This window comes from Micromonospora sp. NPDC007220, from assembly GCF_040634035.1.
In the GTDB taxonomy this organism is placed as follows: Bacteria; Actinomycetota; Actinomycetes; order Mycobacteriales; family Micromonosporaceae; genus Micromonospora; species Micromonospora reichwaldensis.
Genome location: NZ_JBEYEU010000013.1, coordinates 69,078 through 85,376, shown reverse-complemented (window position 1 = coordinate 85,376; position 16,299 = coordinate 69,078). Strand labels below are relative to the sequence as shown.

Sequence of the window (16,299 nt, the reverse complement as noted above, 5' to 3'; positions counted from 1 at the left end):
CGGCTGAACGGCGGGCCCGCGCAGGGCACGGGTGGCGCGGAGATCGGTGGGACGACCGGGCCGCCGGGCCCGACCGGGCCGGGCGCGCGGATACAAGGCGGGTACATGCCGGTCCCGGGCAGTCGCGGCGGGGACGTCGCCGGTCACCGGGGCGAGGACGTCGGCCGGGCGGGGGCGGGCGGGCCGCGCCGGCCGACAACGCGACGCCGCTCCGGACCCGTCCGGCCGGCGGCTGTACCTCGCGTGTACGGAGCCTGTACGTCGCCCGCCGTATCGTTCCGCCGTCCAGCCGCCGAGGACGAGGAAATCGGAGCGACGTCGATGTCGGGACAGCCAGAACGCGGGCACGACGGGGGAGCGGGCCGTTCGGCGGACCTCTTCGCCGTCAGGTCGGGAGAGGTCGAGCAGGCGGAGGTCGAGTCGCTGCGCGACGGGCTGTCGCCCCGCCTCACCGGGGTCAGCCCGGCGCACGTCCAGCGGCTCGCCGGTCTCACCGACGACCTTCCGCCGATCGTGGTGCACCGGTCGTCGCGACGGGTGATCGACGGTTCGCACCGGCTCGCGGCCGTCCGCGCCCGAGGCGAACGGACCGTGCCTGTCGTGTACTTCGACGGCTCGGACGCGGACGCCTTCGTGGCGGCGGTGCGGCTCAACGCCGCACACGGCATGCCGCTGCCGGCGCAGGACCGCGCCGCGGCGGCGCGGCGCATCCTCGCCACCCATCCACACTGGTCGGACCGGTGGATCGCCTCGGTGTGCCGGGTGGCCCCGCGGACCGTCGCCGCCCTGCGGCGGGGTTCAACCGACGACGATGGTCGGCTGAACGCCCGGCTGGGGCGCGACGGCCGCTCCCACCCGGTCTCCGCGGCGGCCGGCCGGCGGCTGGCCGCGGAGATCATGCGGCGGCATCCCGACGTCAGCCTGCGCGAGGTGGCGCGGCGCACCGGCATCTCCGTGGGGACGGCGTTCGACGTGCGCCGCAAGCTCGCCGCGGGCGACGCCGCCGACGCGCATCCGGCGCCGACCGCCGCACCGGTGGGACCCGCGCGCCCGGGAACCGAGCCGGCCTCCGCCGTCCGGGAACGGCTGGCGGTGCTCGCGCGGGACCCGTCGCTGCGCTACACGGACCAGGGCCGGGCGCTGCTCCGGCTGGCGTCCGCGACGCTCGCCTTCGCCCCCCGGGCGGAACTCATCGCCGAGGCGGTGCCGGGCCACTGCCGCGGCTCCCTGCACGCCGTCGCGGTGGCCTGCGCCGGAAGCTGGCGGGCGTTCGCCGAGCACCTCGCCGATCAGGAGCGTACGGCGCATGCGGGATGACCGGGCGGCGCCGGCGCCCCGGCAGTGGACGAGCCTGCACGTGTTCCACGACGGCGACCTCGACGTCGTCGTCACCGACCTGGTCGCGGCGCTGCGGACCCGGCTCGACGCGGAACATGCCTCGGTCGGGACGTTCTTCCTGCGGTACTGGGAGGGCGGGCCGCACCTGCGGATCCGGATCCTCCCCAGGTCCGGGCGGGAGGACGACGTGCGCGCCATCGTCGAGCACCAGGCCGCGGCCTTCCTCGTCCGCCGTCCGGCCCCGGCGCTGCTCACCCAGGAGGAGTACGCCCGGTACGCGCCGGGTCTGGCGGTGGCGGAGGGCATGGCCGACTACGAGCGGATCCGTCGGCCGAACAACTCCTTCGCGCACGTGCCGTACCGGCCCGAGACGCACCGGTACGGCACGGGTGCCTCGTTGCACGCCGCCGAGGACCACTTCGTCACGTGCAGCGACACCGTCCTGCGGCTGCTGGCCGCCGGCGCGACCGCGAACCAGCGCACCACGGCGGCGTTCGCGGTGCTGGCGCTGAGCAGGTGGCTCTGCCCCACGGTCGCTCCGCTGCCGGCGGACGGCGTCGCCTTGACGGCCGTCAGCGGCGGCACCCCGTCGAGCGCCGTGGCGGAGCGCTACCACCGGCAGCGGCACGTGCTGGGTGAACTGGTCGACCGGATGCGGCTGTTCGCCCAGGCGCCGCCCGACAGGCCGACCGGCACCCTCGGCACGTGGGCCGGGGCGATCGCCACCCTGGCCGCGCGGATCGGGGACCCGGCCCTCCGGTGGCGCGTCGTCGACACCTGCGCCCACCTGACCTGCAACCGCCTCGGCGTGGCCGTGGCCGGGGAGCGGGAGTTGCGGCATCTCGTCGACCGCGCGTTCGCCGACCGCACGACCCAGGGGAGACCGGCGTGACCGCGACGTCGTGGCAGAGCATCCACGTGCACCACCACGGGACGGCGACCGACCGGCTGATCGTCGAGGCCGTCCGGCCCCTGTCCCGCGAGCTCGCCGTCCACGGCCACCGCAGCTGGTTCACCCGGCACTGGCGCCAGGGGCCGCACGTCCGGCTGCACGTCGACGCCGACGACCGGGCCCTGCGCGAGGTCGTCGTCCCGCTCACCGCGTCGGTGCTCGAGCCGTACCTGCCGGGGCTGCCGACGGGCGAGGTCGACGTCGAGGCGGTGCTGCCCCTGCACCGCCGGCTGGCCCGGCTCGAACTGGAGGACGGTCCACTGACGCCGTGGCGTCCCGACAACTCGTGGCACGTCGACCGCTACGACGACCGGGTGGCGGTGCACGGCACCGCCGAGGCGTCGGCGTTGACGGCGGACTTCCTGACCGACACGAACGACCACGCCTTCGCGGTGCTCGCCGACGTGGTGGCCGGCGGGAACCTGCACGCGGCGGTCTTCGACACCATGGTCGCGCTGATCAGGCCCGGGATCGACGGCCCCGGAGCGGGACACCTCAGCTACCGTTCCCACGCCGAGGCGCACCTGGCCCAGGCCCCCGACGGCGAGCGACGGCGCCGGGCGTGGGACGGGCACCACCGGGCGAACGCGGCGGCGCTGGAGGCCCGCCTCGCCGCCGTCCTGGCCGGGGGCGACGCGTCGGCCCCGTACGGCCCGGCGTCGTTCGTCGCGGTGCTGGAGCGCTACCAGGCGCGGGGCCGCAGGCTGCACGAGCGGGGCCTGCTGCCGCTCGGCGTAGGCGTGGACGGCAGTGCAACGACCGACGAGGTGCGGACCCGGTTCCGTGAGCTCAGCCCGTTCCACCGCGCCCTCGCCGAGAACGAGCACTGGCTCACCGTGGTGCGGCCGTCCGTGGAGTTCGCGCTCTTCCGGCTCTCGCTGAACCTGATGTACCTGCAGTTCACCAGGATGGGACTGAGTCCCGAGAACCGCTACTTCCTCTGCCACCTGGTCGCCGGCGCGGCGGAGGCCCGGGCCGGCCGCACCGCCGTGGACGTGGTCCGGGCGTTGGGCGCGCCGGCGTGAGCCAGGACCGGTGGGAGACGCTGCGGCTGCGCGCCGGGGTGTCCGTGGTGCATACCGCCGCGGGCACGCACCTGGTCGGGCTGCCCGACCACGAGCCGGTGACCGCGCAGGAGGTCGTTGTGGTGCGTGCGCTGGCGGCGGCGGAGCAGCGGGCCGACGCGCTCGCCCCGTCCACCGCCCCGCTGCTCGCCCGGCTGCGCCGCGAGGGCTGGCTGCGGGTGACGGCCCACGGCCCCGGCGGCCCCGTGCACACCCTGGACCCGCGGCAGCGCCCCGACCGGCCGGAGCCGCACGGCGTGCCACCGGGGCTGCGGCTGTCCCGGTTCACCTCGATCGTCGCCGCGCCCGACGGCGGGCTGCGGGTCACCTCGCCCCGCGCGTGGGCCGAGGTGCTCGTGCGCGAGCCGGCGACGGCCGCCGTGCTGGCCGACCCCGCGACGGAGCGGCCCGCACCCGGCGTGGACGCCGCCGCGTGGCAGCGGTTGCGGCGCGACCTGTGCTGGGCCGGCCTCGCGGTGACCGGGGACGAGGACCTCGACTTCCACGTCCGGCAGTGGTCGCCGGTGGACCTGGAGTTCCACCGGCGCAGCCGGGGCATCGGCGTCGGGCAGCGCTACGGGGCCACCTACTGGGGCCGGGCGTACGCGCCGCCGCCGGCTGGCCGGCCCCCCGCGCGCCGGCCCGTCGTCGCGCTGCCCCGCCCCGACCTGGACCGGCTGCGGCGCGACGACCCGACCCTGACGGCCGTCCTGGAGGCGCGCCGCTCCGCGCGGGAACACCACGACGGGCAGGCGATCACCCTCGACCAGCTCGGCGAGTTCCTGTTCCGCTGCGCGCGGACCGTCCTCGTGGGTGACCTGGACGGCGTGGAGCTGCGCGCCCGCCCGTACCCCAGCGGTGGTGGCCTGCACGAGCTGGAGGTGTACGTGGTCGCCGACCGGGTGGCGGGGTTGGCGGCGGGCACCTACCACTACGACGGGCACGACCACGCGCTCGGCCTGGTCCGGCCGCCCGACGGCGCCTCCCGCCGGCTGCTGCACGCGGCGCGGGACAGCGCCGGGGCCGAGCGCACCCCGCAGGCACTGCTTGTCGTCACCGCCCGGTTCGGCCGGCTGATGTGGAAGTACGAGGGCCTGGCGTACGCGCTCGCGCTCAAGAACCTCGGCGTGCTCGTCCAGACGATGTACCTCGCGGCGACCGCCATGGGGCTCGGCGGCTGCGCCCTCGGCGCCGGTGCGCCGCACGCCTTCACCCACCTCACCGGCGTCGACCCGCTCGTCGAGGACGTCGTCGGCGAATTCACCCTGGGCACCGTCGCCCAGTCACCTCGATAGGAGCCCGTGTGCGGAAACTACGGCTACGCGACCACGTCTACGTGGCACCGACCCCCTCCGGGGCGCACATCCTGACGCTGGACGGACCGGTCTCGCTGACCGGCCCGTCCGTCGCCCGCTGGATCGAGGCGCTGGCGCCCCGGCTGGACGGGCGGTTCTCCGTCGAGGAGATCACCTCGGGGCTGCCCGAGGCGCACGCCGCGATGGCGACGTCGCTGATCACCCGCCTGCGCGAGGCCGGCGTGGTCCGGGAGGTGCCGGACGGCGACGCCCGGGCGATCGCGGACCCGCCGAGCGCCGACGTCGCCGAGCTGTCCTACCTGGATGCCCACGGCGTACCCGCCGAGGCCGCGCTCACCCGGTTCCGTCGGCTCGCCGTCGTGGTGGTCGCCGACGACGACTGGTCGACGGCGGTCGCGGACGCGCTGCGCCGCTGCGGCGCCGCCGACGTGCGCACGCACCCCGCCGCCGACCCGCCCGCCGACGACCTTCCGGTCGACCTGCTGCTGCACGTGACCGGCGCCGCCGACGGGGAGAGCCACCGGCGGATCGAGCGGCTGGCCCGGCGGCGGGGCGCGGCCGCCGCGTACGCCCTGCTCGACGGGGCGGACGTGTGGCTGACGCCGGTGCTGCCGCCCGGCTCCGGCGGGGACGCCGCCCCGGCGCCGTCCTCGCTGCTGGCCCGGCTGCCCGAGGCCCCGCAGACGGCGGCCCCGATCGCCGAGGTGCACCGGACGGTGGCGGTCGCCCAACTCGTCCGCGCCGCGTTCGGTTGGGCCACCGGCACCGGCGCACCGGGCCGGGCCGGGAAGGTCACCCGGCTCGGCCCCGACCTGGTCACCCACCGGCTGCACTGTCTGCCGCACCCGTTCTGCGCCCCCGTCGCCGCGCCCGACCCCGACGGCTTCCTCGCCCGGGTCGCCGCGCTGCGCGGGTCGCCGGCCGTCGCCGACCGTGACTTCTCCACGTCCGCCGTGCGCGCGGCCGACGACACCCTCGGCCCCTTCCGGTACCTGTCCGACGACGCCGTCGCGCAGAGCCCGCTCACGGTCGCGCGGGCGCAGGCCCGCGACCCGCTGGCCCGGGGGCTGGGGTGCGACGCCGCCGGCGCGGCGGTCCGCGCCGTGGCCTTCGACTATCCGACCGCCCGCGTCGAGGCGGCCCGGCGCGCCCTGACCCGGTACGCCGGCCTGGTGGTCGACCCGCGCCGGCTGGTCGACGGGGCCGGCCGCCCGCTCGCGCCCGGCGACGCCGAGGCGGACGACCTGCACCGGCTGCTCCGCGCGGGGCTGCCGGACGGCCACGTGTACGGGCTCGACCTTGTTAGCGGGGCCGTGTTGCCGGTGCCCGTCGCCACGGTCTTCACCCGGCTGGCGGACGCCGTGGCGGCGCCGGTCGGGCTCGGCGAGGGCTTCGGGCCCTCGTGGGACGCGGCGGTCGCCCGCGGCCTGGCCAGCCACTGGTCGTACGACCCCGCGCTGATCGCCGACGCGGCGGGGCGTCCCGTCCGGGTCGAGGCGACGGACCTCGACGACGTCGGCCGACGGTGCCTCACGCTCCTGGCGGAGTTCGGTGAGGTGCCGCAGGTGCACGACCACGGCGGTCGGCACGGCGTCAGCGTCCTCTCCTTCCGGCGCGACGGCGTCACGGTGGCCCGCACCAGCGGCGCCGGGGTGGACGCCTGGCGGCGAGGGCTGCTGGAGGTGACGTTCGTGGTGCAGCGACTGGTCCACGGTGGCGGCTACCGGCCACCGGCCGCCGCCGCGACCCGCGCGGGGACGCCGGCGCCGGTGGACGCCGGGTTCGACGTCGCCGCCGCCGTGGCCGGCCTCGCCGCGACCGGACGACGCGCGGTCGTCGTGCCGCTCGACCACGACCCGGCGGTCGCCGCGATCGCCGCCAACCCGTTGAAGGTGGTGATCGTCAATGGCTGACCGGACGACGGTGTCGGTGCTCGGTGCCGGGCTGATCGCGGAGGCGGTCGCCGCCGGCGCCGGGGTGACGCCCCGGGTGGCCGGACCGGACGAGAGGCTGCCGGCCGGGCCGGTCGTCGTCACCGCGGACGGCTGGGTGCCCCTGGTCACCGACGAGCTGCGGCGGCGGGCGTCCGGACCGGTCCTGCCGGTCCGGGCCGAGCTGGACCGGCTCGTCATCGGGCCGTGGGAGGTCGCCGGGGAACGGGGCTGCGCCCGCTGCGCCGAGCGGCGTCGAGGGCTGGCCAACCCCACGCAGCGCGGCGAGAGCGAGGTCCGGAACCGGCACGCCGCGCGGCTGGCCGAGCCGTCCCCGCTGCTCACCCGCGAGGCCGCCACCGTGGCGGCGGCGCTGGTCGCCGACGACCTGCGCGCCCACGCCGAGGGGCGGGTGCCGCGCAGCCGCGCCGCGATCGTGAAGGTCGACCTGCGCGAGCTGACGGTCACGGTGCACCGGATGCTGCCGTACCCCCGGTGCGAGGTGTGCGGGCCGGAGTGGGTCGACGAGCCGGACCACGCGCTCGCCGACCGGCGGGTGATCCCGACCCACCGGCCGGGCAGCCCCCGGGGTCGCGACCTCGTCGCCGAGCTGGACGCCCTGGTGGACACCTACGTCGACCCGCGTACCGGGATCGTGCGCAAGCTCGCCGACCACACCCTCGGCGGGCAGATCGTCACCGTGGCGGAGCTGGCGGGCAGCGTCGGCGAACGTAACGGCTACGGACGGGCGCCGCAACGCCGGGCGAGCCGGACCACCGCCCTGCTGGAGGCCCTGGAACGCTTCTCGGCCGTGCCGGGGGACCGCCGGTCGGTCACGGTGGGCTCGTACCACGACCTCGCGGACCGGGCGCTGGACCCGCGCACCCTCGGGTTGCACCCGGCCGAGGCGTACGCCGAACCCGACGTCGTGTTCGAGCCCTTCGACCCGGATCGCGCCTACCGCTGGACCTGGGGCTGGTCGTTCCTGCGGCAGAGTCCCCTGCTCGTCCCCGAGACGCTCGCCTACTACGGCAACTACCCGCACGGGCCGGACGGCCACGGCTTCGTCTACGAGATCTCCAACGGCTGCGCCCTGGGCAGCAGCCTGGAGGAGGCCGTCCTCTACGGGACGCTGGAGGTCGCCGAGCGCGACGCCTTCCTGCTGGCCTGGTACGCGCGGCTGCCCCTGCCGGAGATGGACCTCGGCACGCTGGACGTCGAGGCGGCGTTGCAGGTGGCGTCGCTGCGGGCGGAGACCGGCTACCGGATCCGGCTGTTCGACATGACGGCCGAGCAGGGCATCCCGGCGGTGTGGGCGCTGGCCACCGCCCCGGCCGGGTCCGCCGGCGCGGCGCTGGTCTGCACGGCGGGCGCCCACGTGAGCGGCGAACGGGCGACCCGGGCCGCGCTGGCGGAGCTCGGCGGCACCCTGATCGGGGCCGTGCGGCAGTCCGCCGACCCGGACGTCCTGGCGCGGGCGGCCCGCATGGTCGACGACCCCTCGGCGGTGCGGGAGATGGAGGACCACCAGGTGCTCTACTACGACCCGCGGGCCGCGTCGCGGCTGTCGTTCCTCACCGGACGTACGCCCACCCGGGGCCTCGGCGCGGTCGGCGTCGACACCGGCGACTTCGACCACGACGACATCGGGGCGTTGACGCGCGCCGTCGTCGACCGGTACGTCCGGCTCGGGATGGACGTGGTCGTCTTCGACCAGACGCCGGAGGAGTTGCGGCACACGGGCCTGCACGCGGCGAAGGTCCTCGTCCCGGGCACGCTGTCGATGACCTTCGGCCACCGCTACCGCCGAACGGACCTGCCGCGCCTGCGGGAGGCCCGCCGCCGGTGGGGGCTCACGGACAAGCTCCTCGCCGACGCCGACATCAACCCGCATCCGCACCCCTTTCCCTGACGGCCGGAATCACCCTGGAAGGGCTCCCATTCGATATCGGGGGCCCTTTCTTCGGCGTACCCGGCGGTTTCCTTTCGGCGTTCAACGCGCGCATGGACGACCGTGAGATCGGCTGCCAGGATGTGCGCACCGGAATCCGCTACGGATTCCCGGAAGTGGGAAAGGAGAATGAAATGGCGATGAACGAGCACTCGCCGGAGTTCGCGATCAGCGACCTGCCGGTGGACGTCTTCGAACTGTCGACCGCCGGGCTGGAGGTCGAGTCGCTGACCGCCGGTCACGGCATGGTGGAGCACGGCGGATCGAACGCGTGCAACTCCATGGTGCTGGCGTGCAGCTGCGGACAGTGCGCGTGCAGCTCGGGCTCGTGTCACGAGGTCTGGTGACGGCATCGCGTCGACGCGTCGCCGGCGGTACACCGACAGACCGCCGGTGACGCGCTGAGGCGGGTCCGGTCGGGCGGGAGTTTCGCTCGGCCGGACCCGTTCCGCCGGTGCCCGCCGGGGGTGTTCAACACCGTTGCTGGACGCCCCGGAGGGTTCGTGTCACCCTCGCCGGGCCGGGGCCCGTCGTGGCCGGAAAAAAATAGGTGGAGGCAAGATGAAGAAAGAGATGAGCGGCCCGAATTTCGCGATCAGCGACCTGCCGGTCGACGTCTTCGAACTGTCGATCGAGGGGCTGGAGGTGGAATCCCTGACCGCCGGGCACGGTATGCCCGAGCACGGCGCCTCCGGGCACCTTTCCCCGGTCGTCTCGGGATGCAGTTGCGGTTCCGCGTGCTACTTCCACTACTGATGACGGCACGTATCGCGGCGGCCCCTCGCCGGCCCGGAGCCATTCCCGGCACCGTTCGGCGGGAGTCGCGGTGAGCCGGCGCGCGGCGTCGGTGCCGGCGCGGACGCCCGCGGTCCTGCGCCGCGCCGCGCTGCCGGTCGCCGTCCTCGACGCGTTGCGGTTCCCCCGCACGGCGCGGGGGGTCGACGAGGCCGTACGACTGCGGGCCGACATCGTCCGGCGGGGCCGGGACCTCGCCGACGCGCTGCACGCGATGGTCGGTCAGCTTCCGGCCGGGTCCCCCCTGCGACCGCGGATCGTCGGCCTGCGCCGCGCCCTGCACGCTGGCCGGCGCCCGGCCGGCCGGGAGTGGGCGCCCGAGGTCGCCGGCCACCTGCCGGCGGCACTCGCGGAGGCGGTCTCGCGCTGGTCGGTCGACCTCGTGGCGGTCGGGGCCGCCGAGGAGGCCGTCGACGGGCTCCTCGCCGCCGAGCACGAGCAGCGGCGGGCCGCCCTGGTGAAGGCCGCCACCGACCCGAGCTTCCGGGTCGCGCTCGGGGGCACGAGCCCGACCCTCGCCGCCGAGCTGGAGAAGTGGATCGGTCAGCCGCACCGGATCCCCCGGGCCAGGACCACGCTGAGCGTCGCCCGCTACCTGGCCCGCGCGTCGGCGAAGACCAGCCCGCTCAGTGCCTTCCTGACCAGCGGGCCGGTCGAGTGGGTCCCGTACGGTCCCGCACTGGCCGTCCGGCCGGGAGCCGGTCGCGGCGCGTTCGAGTTGTCCTACGCCCACCTGCGCGAGGAGATCGCCCACCTCGTCGTCGGGCACCCCGCCGTGCGGGACGAGGCGCCACTGACGCTCAACCCGACCGCCCACGTCGCCGACGAGCACGTCCTCTACCTCCCCTCCGCAGGCTCGGAGGCACTCTGCGCCGTGCCCGCCCGCCCGTCGGTGCGGAGACTGTTATCGTTGCTCGGCCCCGAACCGCACGGGCTGCCCCGCAGGGAGCTGCGGAACCGCCTCGCCGGTGGCGACGCCCGCCTGCACGAGCAGGTCGACACCTTCCTCGACCACCTGTTCCGCAACGGCCTCGTCGTGCGGGCCCTGCCGGTCGCGCGCATCGAGGACGTGCCCGCCGCGCCGGCCGACTGGCTCGCCGACCGCCTCGCCGGCCGCGCCGCCGGCGAGCATGCCGGCGCCACGGACGAGCATGCCGGCGCCGCCCTGGCCGCCGACCTGACCGCCCTCACCGAGGCCTTGTCGGTACGGCCGTCCGCCGACGACCCGGTGGCCTACGGTGACCACCGCGCTGGGCTGGTCGCCCGGGTGCACGGGCTCACGGCGCACGTTGGCGCGGACGACCGGCGCCGGGCGGTGTTCACCAGTGTCGCCGGCCTCCACGTGCGCGACACGGTCGTCTCGGCGGAGCCGCTGGGGACCTGTTCCGTCGCCGCCTGGCAACCCGTCCTCGACGACCTCGACGCGCTGCGGCGGTGGCTCGCCCCCTGGTCGCCCCTGCTCCCGGTCAGGCTGGCGCTCACCGAGATCCTCGGTGACCGCGTCGCCGCCCGGGGAGCCGTGCCGGTGCTCGAGGTCTACCGCGAATTCCAGGCGGCCCTCGGCGCCGACGGTGAGGCCGGCGGGGAGCTGCGTCGCTGGCTCGCCCCGACGATGCCCTCCTGGCGGGGGGAGAGCCCGTTCGCGTCGGTGCGACGCCTGGGTGGCGTGCTGCGCTCCGCCGCCGGTGCCCTCGCCCCCTTCCCGCTGGCGTCCGGTGAGCCGGGCGTGGCCCGGACGCAGGTGGACGTCGAGCCGCGGGTGCTGCGGGAGGCCGCTGCGGCCTACCCCGCCTGGGTTCCGCCACTGCGCTCGATCGGCGTGCTGCTCCAGCCCACAGGCGAGGACGCCGGCGGACCCAGGGCGGTGGTCAACTCGGTCCGGACGGGCTTCGGTTCGCTGCGGGCCCGCATCGATCACCTCGCCGGTGTGCCCGGGGCGGGGCTGATCGCCGACGAGGTCAGCGGCCCGATCTACGCCGGCCTGCGCAACCGGTTCGGGATGTCGATCAACGACCACCGTCCCCGGCTGCCGTACGAGATCGTCGACGTCCCGTACCTGCCGCCCGGGCCGGGCGCGCCCCGACGGCTGGCGGTCGGTGACCTGGTCGTGCGGCACGAGGAGGAGACCGGGCTGCTCGCGCTCTGGTCGGTGGCGCACCGGCGCTTCGTGCGCGTCGTGCACACCGGCATGGGGGCCTCGGCCTACCTGCCGATGTTCGCCCAACTGCTGACGACGCTCTCCGGCGAGCTTCCGTCGCATCTGCCCGTGCCGCCGGTCGCCGGGGTGCGGACCGTGGGCACCGGGGACGGGCGGCGGGACTGGCCCCGGCTCGTCGCGGGCCGGCTCACCCTCCGCCGCTCCCGGATCCATCTGGCCGCCGCCCGCGTACCCGTGCCGCAGGCCCACGAGAGCGACGGCCGCTTCCTGCTGCGGCTGGCGGAGTGGCGGCGGGCGGAGCAGCTGCCCCGGCGGGTCTTCTTCCGGGTCTCCCGCGACGACTCCGGCGTCGAGCCCCTCCCGCCGGTCGGACCGGCCGGGGCCTACTGGGCGGGAAACAAGTGGCACAAGCCGATCTATCTCGACTTCGACAGCTGGTTCCTGGTCCAGGGTCTCGTCGCCGCGGTCCGTCGGCCCGGTACCACCGGGATCTCCTTCGACGAGGCGCTGCCCGACCCGCTGGCGCCGGGCACCGGCCCGGAGCATCACGTCAGCGAGTTGGTCCTCGACGTCGCCGGCGCGGACTGACGAGGGCTCGTCCCGGCGCGGAGACGACGGTGGGGAGGGACGGTGATCCGTCCCTCCCCACCGTCGACCGTGCCGCTCAGGACAGGAACTTGTCCAGGGCGGCCTCGATGCTGCCGGAGTCCGGCGCCGCGTGCGACTTCATAGTGGTCTTGTTGTACGAGATGAAGCTCGGGCAGCGCGCCGCGGGGGCGCTGACGGTGCCGCCGTCGCCGATCTTCTCGCCGGTCTTCGCGGCGTAGAAGGTCAGGGTGTAGCGCGACGAGATGTAGTCGATGGTGACCTGCTTGCCGGCGCTGTCCTTGTACTGGCACTTCTTCGGCGCGCCCTCGCTGCCCTCGACGAACTTGAGGCAGCCGACCACGGACACCGTCTGGAAGTCGGCGCTCTTGGCGTAGTACGGCTTGTTCGAGGCGACCGACTTCGACGACCAGAAGTTCGGCCGGTCGGGGTTGTTCGAGAACGTGTACGCCTTGGCGCCGGACGGGCCGTTGTAGGTGGCCGCGTTCAGGATCTGGCCGCCGTCGCAGACGTTGGACAGGTCGCTGGAGTAGCGGGCGGTGACCGCGTTGTTGTTCGGCTCCTGCGTCTCCTGCTGCCCGGGGGTGGGGGAGGCGTCCGTGCCCGGCGTGCTGCTGGTGCCGGCGTCGGGGCTGGGGCCGCCGGTCGCGACGATGGTGGGCTCGTCGTCGTCACCGTTGACGAGGACGAGGCCGATGCCGGCGCCGCAGATGGCGAGCACGAGGACCACCGCGCCGGCGACCAGTCCGATGACCAGGCCCTTGTTCGACTTCTTCGGCGGCGGGAAGGGAGCGCCGAACTGCGGCGCCTGCGCTGGCTGCCCGTAACCCGGGTACCCGCCCTGCTGCGGCGCCGGCGGCCCGCTCCAGGGGGTGACGTTCGGGTCCGGCTGCTGCCCTCCGTACGGAGGGTAACTGTCGCTCATGTGAAGCCCTTATCGCTGTCGACGTGTGCCCAGGCACGGGATCAGGGATCAGGGTAGTGAGCGCCGCAAACCGTGACGATGGGCGGCTGAATTCGATAGAGGCACAGTTCGGTACCGACGGCGTCACGCGTGACTCTACGTACGAGTTACGGGCCAGTACGTGGCGAGATGCCCACAGATCCGGGGGTCGCGGACCGTCTGGATCCGGGCCGCCGGAAGGGAATTCCGTTGTGCGGCCCCGTGTGCGGACCGATGGGCGGGTCCAAGCCGGTGGTGTGACCAACATCACTCATTCGTGAACCGAGATGTAGCTGACATTCCGCTAGGAAGACCGCGACCGCCGGCCCGGACGCCTGCTCTGGGCGTCCGGGCCGACCGCGCCGGTGCCGTGCTGGTGAGGGGCGGATGTCAGGCGGGCGCGCAGGTCACCGTCGTCGTGGCGGCGCCCCCGGTGGTGCTGCCGAGGAAGCCGAAGGTGGCCTGCGCGCCGGGGGCGAGGGCGCCGTTCCAGTCCACGTGGCGGGCGGTGACCTCGGCCCCGTCCTGCGTCAGCCGGGTGTTCCAGGACTGGCTGATCCGCTGGCCGTCGGTGAACGCGAAACGGCCGGTCCATCCGGAGATCGGCGCGGCGCCGGAGTTGCGTACCGTCACCTCGCCCTGGAAGCCGCCCTGCCACTGGCCCGCCACCCGATAGCTCGCGGCGCAGCCGTCAGCCGGGCCGGTGGGCGTCGGCGTGGGGCTGGCGGTGGGCGTCGGCGTGACGCCGCCCAGCGCCGCGGCCAGGGCCGGGTACCAGCGGTCGGCCATCTTCTGGTCGCCGGCCGCGTTCGGGTGCACGCCGTCGTAGGTGTCGGTGGCCGTGCTGAACCCGGTCCACTGGTCGACCACCACCACCGGCGAGGCGGGGGTGCCGGTCGCCGCCGCCCAGCCGTCGATCGCGCCGTTGAGGGCCGTCACCCGCTGGCCGCACTCCGGGCACGTGGGCGGCGCCATGGGGATGATCTTCGCGACGAGGACCCGCATCGCCGGGTTGCTGGCCCGCATCTGGTCCACCAGCCTGCCGTACGCGGCGAGGATCGTGGCGGGCGGGATGTTGCTCCACACGTCGTTGGTGCCGAAGTGCATCAGGACGATGTCGGGCCGGGTGGCGGCGAGCCAGCCCGGCAGCAGGTTCTGGTTGGCCACGTTGGTCACCAGGTAGCCGCCGTGCCCCTCGTTGTCGCCGTCGTGGGGCTGGCCGCAGCCCTGCGGGCCGAGCGTCCCGACGAAGTCGACGTCGGTGTGGCCGGTGGCCTGGAGGCGGTTCCAGAGCACGGAGCGCCAGCAGCCGGGGGACCCGGTGATCGAGTCGCCCAGCGGCATCACCCGTACGGGCGCGGCGACCGCCGGCAGCGCGGGGGAGGGGGCGGTGAGCCCGGCGGCGAGGGTGAGGGGGATCGCCGCCAGCGCGGCGAGCAGGGCGTGGAGCAGGGGCCTTCGGAGCATGGTGGAGGAACTCCTGTCACAGGTCGAGGTGCGGTGTGTGACGGCCCGGTGCTCCCCCGACAGTCAACCAGCAAAGTCGACGCATCTCAATGGAATCCCGTTTCACGCAAGGCATTCACGGCCAATGCTTTTCAACATCTTCCTCATATCGTGAACATCAACAAAATTTACGATCATGAATGTGGCGGCTAAGGTTTGCTCATCGTCCAGACCGCCTGTCGGGTGTGCCACGAGCCACCCGGGGGCCACCACAGTAGGAGGACCGGGAGATGTCACTCCCTCGCACTCATCGGCGGACCCTCGCCGCTGCGGCCAGCGTGTTCGCCAGCGCCGCCATGGTCACCACCATGATCGGCGCACCGGCGGCGGCCTCGGCCACCGGCGAGATCCTCAGCGCCGGTGGCGCGACCGCCGTGGCCGACAGCTACATCGTGGTACTCAAGGACACCAGCGTCGGCGGTCGCGCCGGCACCCGGCAGGGCGAGGTGAAGAGCACGGCGGGCTCCCTCGCCGCCCGCTTCGGCGGCAGCGTCGGGCACGTCTACGGTGACGCGCTCAACGGCTTCGAGGTGAAGCTCTCCGAGCGGGCCGCCAAGCGCCTCGCCGCGCACCCCGACGTCGCCTACATCGAGCAGAACCACACCGTGACGACGACGGCCACCCAGAACAACCCGCCGTGGGGCCTGGACCGCATCGACCAGCGGAACCTCCCGCTGAGCCGCACCTACACCTGGAACAGCAGCGGCACCGGCGTGACGGCGTACATCATCGACACCGGCATCCGGACCACCCACGTCGACTTCGCCGGTCAGGCCGTCGACGGCTACGACGCGATCGACAACGCGCTGCCGGCCGCCGACTGCAACGGCCACGGCACCCACGTCGCGGGCACCGTCGGCGGCAACACCTACGGCGTGGCGAAGGACGTCCGGCTGGTGGCCGTCCGCGTGCTGAACTGCCAGGGCAGCGGCACCTGGGCGCAGGTCATCGCCGGCATCAACTGGGTGACCTCGAACCACCAGGCGGGCCAGCCGGCGGTGGCGAACATGAGCCTCGGCGGTTCGACCAACGCCGCCCTGAACACCGCCGTGGCGAACTCGATCGCCGACGGCATCACCTACGCCGTGGCCTCCGGCAACTCGAACGCCAACGCCTGCAACTTCTCGCCGGCCTCCGTGCCGACGGCGCTGACCGTCAACGCCTCGCAGAGCAACGACGCCCGCGCGTCGTTCTCCAACTACGGCACCTGCACCGACCTGTTCGCCCCCGGCGTGGGCGTGCTGTCGGCCTGGTCCACCAGCGACACCGCCACCTCGTCCATCAGCGGCACCTCGATGGCCTCGCCGCACGTCGCCGGCGCGGCTGCCCGGGTGCTCAGCGTCAACCCGAGCTGGACGCCCGCCCAGGTCCACTCGTACATCGTCAGCCAGGCCACCCCGAACGTGATCACCAACCCGGGCACCGGTTCGCCGAACCGCCTGCTCTACCTGGCTCCCACCTTCTGACCGACACCGTCGGCACACCGGCCCCGGGGCGTCCGCGCCCCGGGGCCGGCGCGCGTGCGGAAGACGTCGACGGGTGTCCATGTTGCGGGGAGCCCGGGGCGCGCCTAAGCTGCCGTCAGTGGGAGCGCTCCCGGGCCCGTGGGCGGGGATCTGTCGCGAGGCTCCCGGCCCGACGACCCGCCTGCGGGCCGTCGGCGTACGAACTGCCGTACCCGTCGGGCGGACGTGGCGTCCCGCTGCCCTGCGCTGCCGGCACCCCCACCACCGATCGGA

General features: G+C 74.7%; 12 protein-coding genes. 10 read left to right on the top strand and 2 right to left on the bottom strand.

Annotated elements, in window-relative coordinates:
* Window positions 1-321 precede the first annotated feature (321 nt).
* The 9 genes from ABZ573_RS21750 to ABZ573_RS21710 all read left to right on the top strand — a co-directional run bounded on the left by ABZ573_RS21750 (window position 322) and on the right by ABZ573_RS21710 (window position 12,093).
* Window positions 322-1,317 carry a ParB/RepB/Spo0J family partition protein gene (locus ABZ573_RS21750; protein ID WP_327027990.1) on the top strand — a complete coding sequence of 332 codons (996 nt, stop codon included), beginning with the start codon at window positions 322-324 and terminating at the stop codon, window positions 1,315-1,317.
* The gene (locus ABZ573_RS21745; protein ID WP_327027991.1) at window positions 1,307-2,230 is read left to right on the top strand and encodes a thiopeptide-type bacteriocin biosynthesis protein; all 924 of its coding nucleotides are present in this window, start codon (window positions 1,307-1,309) and stop codon (window positions 2,228-2,230) included. Before ABZ573_RS21750 ends, ABZ573_RS21745 begins: the two co-directional genes overlap by 11 nt.
* A complete protein-coding gene (locus ABZ573_RS21740; RefSeq protein WP_327027993.1) occupies window positions 2,227-3,315 on the top strand; it encodes a thiopeptide maturation pyridine synthase in 1,089 nt (362 codons plus the stop codon). Before ABZ573_RS21745 ends, ABZ573_RS21740 begins: the two co-directional genes overlap by 4 nt.
* Complete coding sequence (locus ABZ573_RS21735; protein ID WP_358120394.1) at window positions 3,312-4,649, top strand: SagB family peptide dehydrogenase; 1,338 nt, start codon at window positions 3,312-3,314, stop codon at window positions 4,647-4,649. The genes ABZ573_RS21740 and ABZ573_RS21735 overlap by 4 nt, the downstream gene beginning before the upstream one ends.
* Window positions 4,650-4,657: 8 nt before the next feature.
* Entirely contained in the window at window positions 4,658-6,583 is a 1,926-nt protein-coding gene (locus tag ABZ573_RS21730; protein WP_358120391.1) for a hypothetical protein, read from the top strand.
* Window positions 6,576-8,513, top strand: a complete 1,938-nt coding sequence (locus ABZ573_RS21725; protein ID WP_358120388.1) for a TOMM precursor leader peptide-binding protein — start codon at window positions 6,576-6,578, stop codon at window positions 8,511-8,513. The genes ABZ573_RS21730 and ABZ573_RS21725 overlap by 8 nt, the downstream gene beginning before the upstream one ends.
* Window positions 8,514-8,686: 173 nt before the next feature.
* A complete protein-coding gene (locus ABZ573_RS21720) occupies window positions 8,687-8,899 on the top strand; it encodes a thiomuracin/GE37468 family thiazolyl RiPP peptide (RefSeq protein ID WP_192581497.1) in 213 nt (70 codons plus the stop codon).
* 214 nt (window positions 8,900-9,113) lie between these two features.
* Entirely contained in the window at window positions 9,114-9,308 is a 195-nt protein-coding gene (locus ABZ573_RS21715) for a thiomuracin/GE37468 family thiazolyl RiPP peptide (protein WP_151456127.1), read from the top strand.
* A gap of 70 nt (window positions 9,309-9,378) precedes the next feature.
* Entirely contained in the window at window positions 9,379-12,093 is a 2,715-nt protein-coding gene (locus ABZ573_RS21710) for a hypothetical protein (protein ID WP_358120383.1), read from the top strand.
* Window positions 12,094-12,169: 76 nt separating this feature from the next.
* Here the strand turns inward: ABZ573_RS21710 and ABZ573_RS21705 are convergent, their stop codons facing one another.
* Both ABZ573_RS21705 and ABZ573_RS21700 read right to left on the bottom strand, forming a co-directional pair.
* The gene (locus ABZ573_RS21705; protein WP_151456125.1) at window positions 12,170-13,036 is read right to left on the bottom strand and encodes a hypothetical protein; all 867 of its coding nucleotides are present in this window, start codon (window positions 13,034-13,036) and stop codon (window positions 12,170-12,172) included.
* A 408-nt stretch (window positions 13,037-13,444) separates the two neighbouring features.
* The gene (locus tag ABZ573_RS21700) at window positions 13,445-14,521 is read right to left on the bottom strand and encodes a cellulose binding domain-containing protein (RefSeq protein WP_358120380.1); all 1,077 of its coding nucleotides are present in this window, start codon (window positions 14,519-14,521) and stop codon (window positions 13,445-13,447) included.
* 269 nt (window positions 14,522-14,790) lie between these two features.
* Between ABZ573_RS21700 and ABZ573_RS21695 the strand changes: the two genes are divergently transcribed.
* Window positions 14,791-16,026 carry a S8 family peptidase gene (locus ABZ573_RS21695; RefSeq protein WP_358120377.1) on the top strand — a complete coding sequence of 412 codons (1,236 nt, stop codon included), beginning with the start codon at window positions 14,791-14,793 and terminating at the stop codon, window positions 16,024-16,026.
* Window positions 16,027-16,299 lie beyond the last annotated feature (273 nt).

Bases quoted from the DNA above. Each gene is read 5' to 3' on its own strand.
- ABZ573_RS21750 (WP_327027990.1), top strand. From the start codon at position 322: ATGTCGGGACAGCCAGAACGCGGGCACGACGGGGGAGCGGGCCGTTCG.
- ABZ573_RS21720 (WP_192581497.1), top strand. From the start codon at position 8,687: ATGGCGATGAACGAGCACTCGCCGGAGTTCGCGATCAGCGACCTGCCG.
- ABZ573_RS21745 (WP_327027991.1), top strand. From the start codon at position 1,307: ATGCGGGATGACCGGGCGGCGCCGGCGCCCCGGCAGTGGACGAGCCTG.
- ABZ573_RS21715 (WP_151456127.1), top strand. From the start codon at position 9,114: ATGAAGAAAGAGATGAGCGGCCCGAATTTCGCGATCAGCGACCTGCCG.
- ABZ573_RS21705 (WP_151456125.1), bottom strand. From the start codon at position 13,036: ATGAGCGACAGTTACCCTCCGTACGGAGGGCAGCAGCCGGACCCGAAC.
- ABZ573_RS21695 (WP_358120377.1), top strand. From the start codon at position 14,791: ATGTCACTCCCTCGCACTCATCGGCGGACCCTCGCCGCTGCGGCCAGC.
- ABZ573_RS21725 (WP_358120388.1), top strand. From the start codon at position 6,576: ATGGCTGACCGGACGACGGTGTCGGTGCTCGGTGCCGGGCTGATCGCG.
- ABZ573_RS21700 (WP_358120380.1), bottom strand. From the start codon at position 14,521: ATGCTCCGAAGGCCCCTGCTCCACGCCCTGCTCGCCGCGCTGGCGGCG.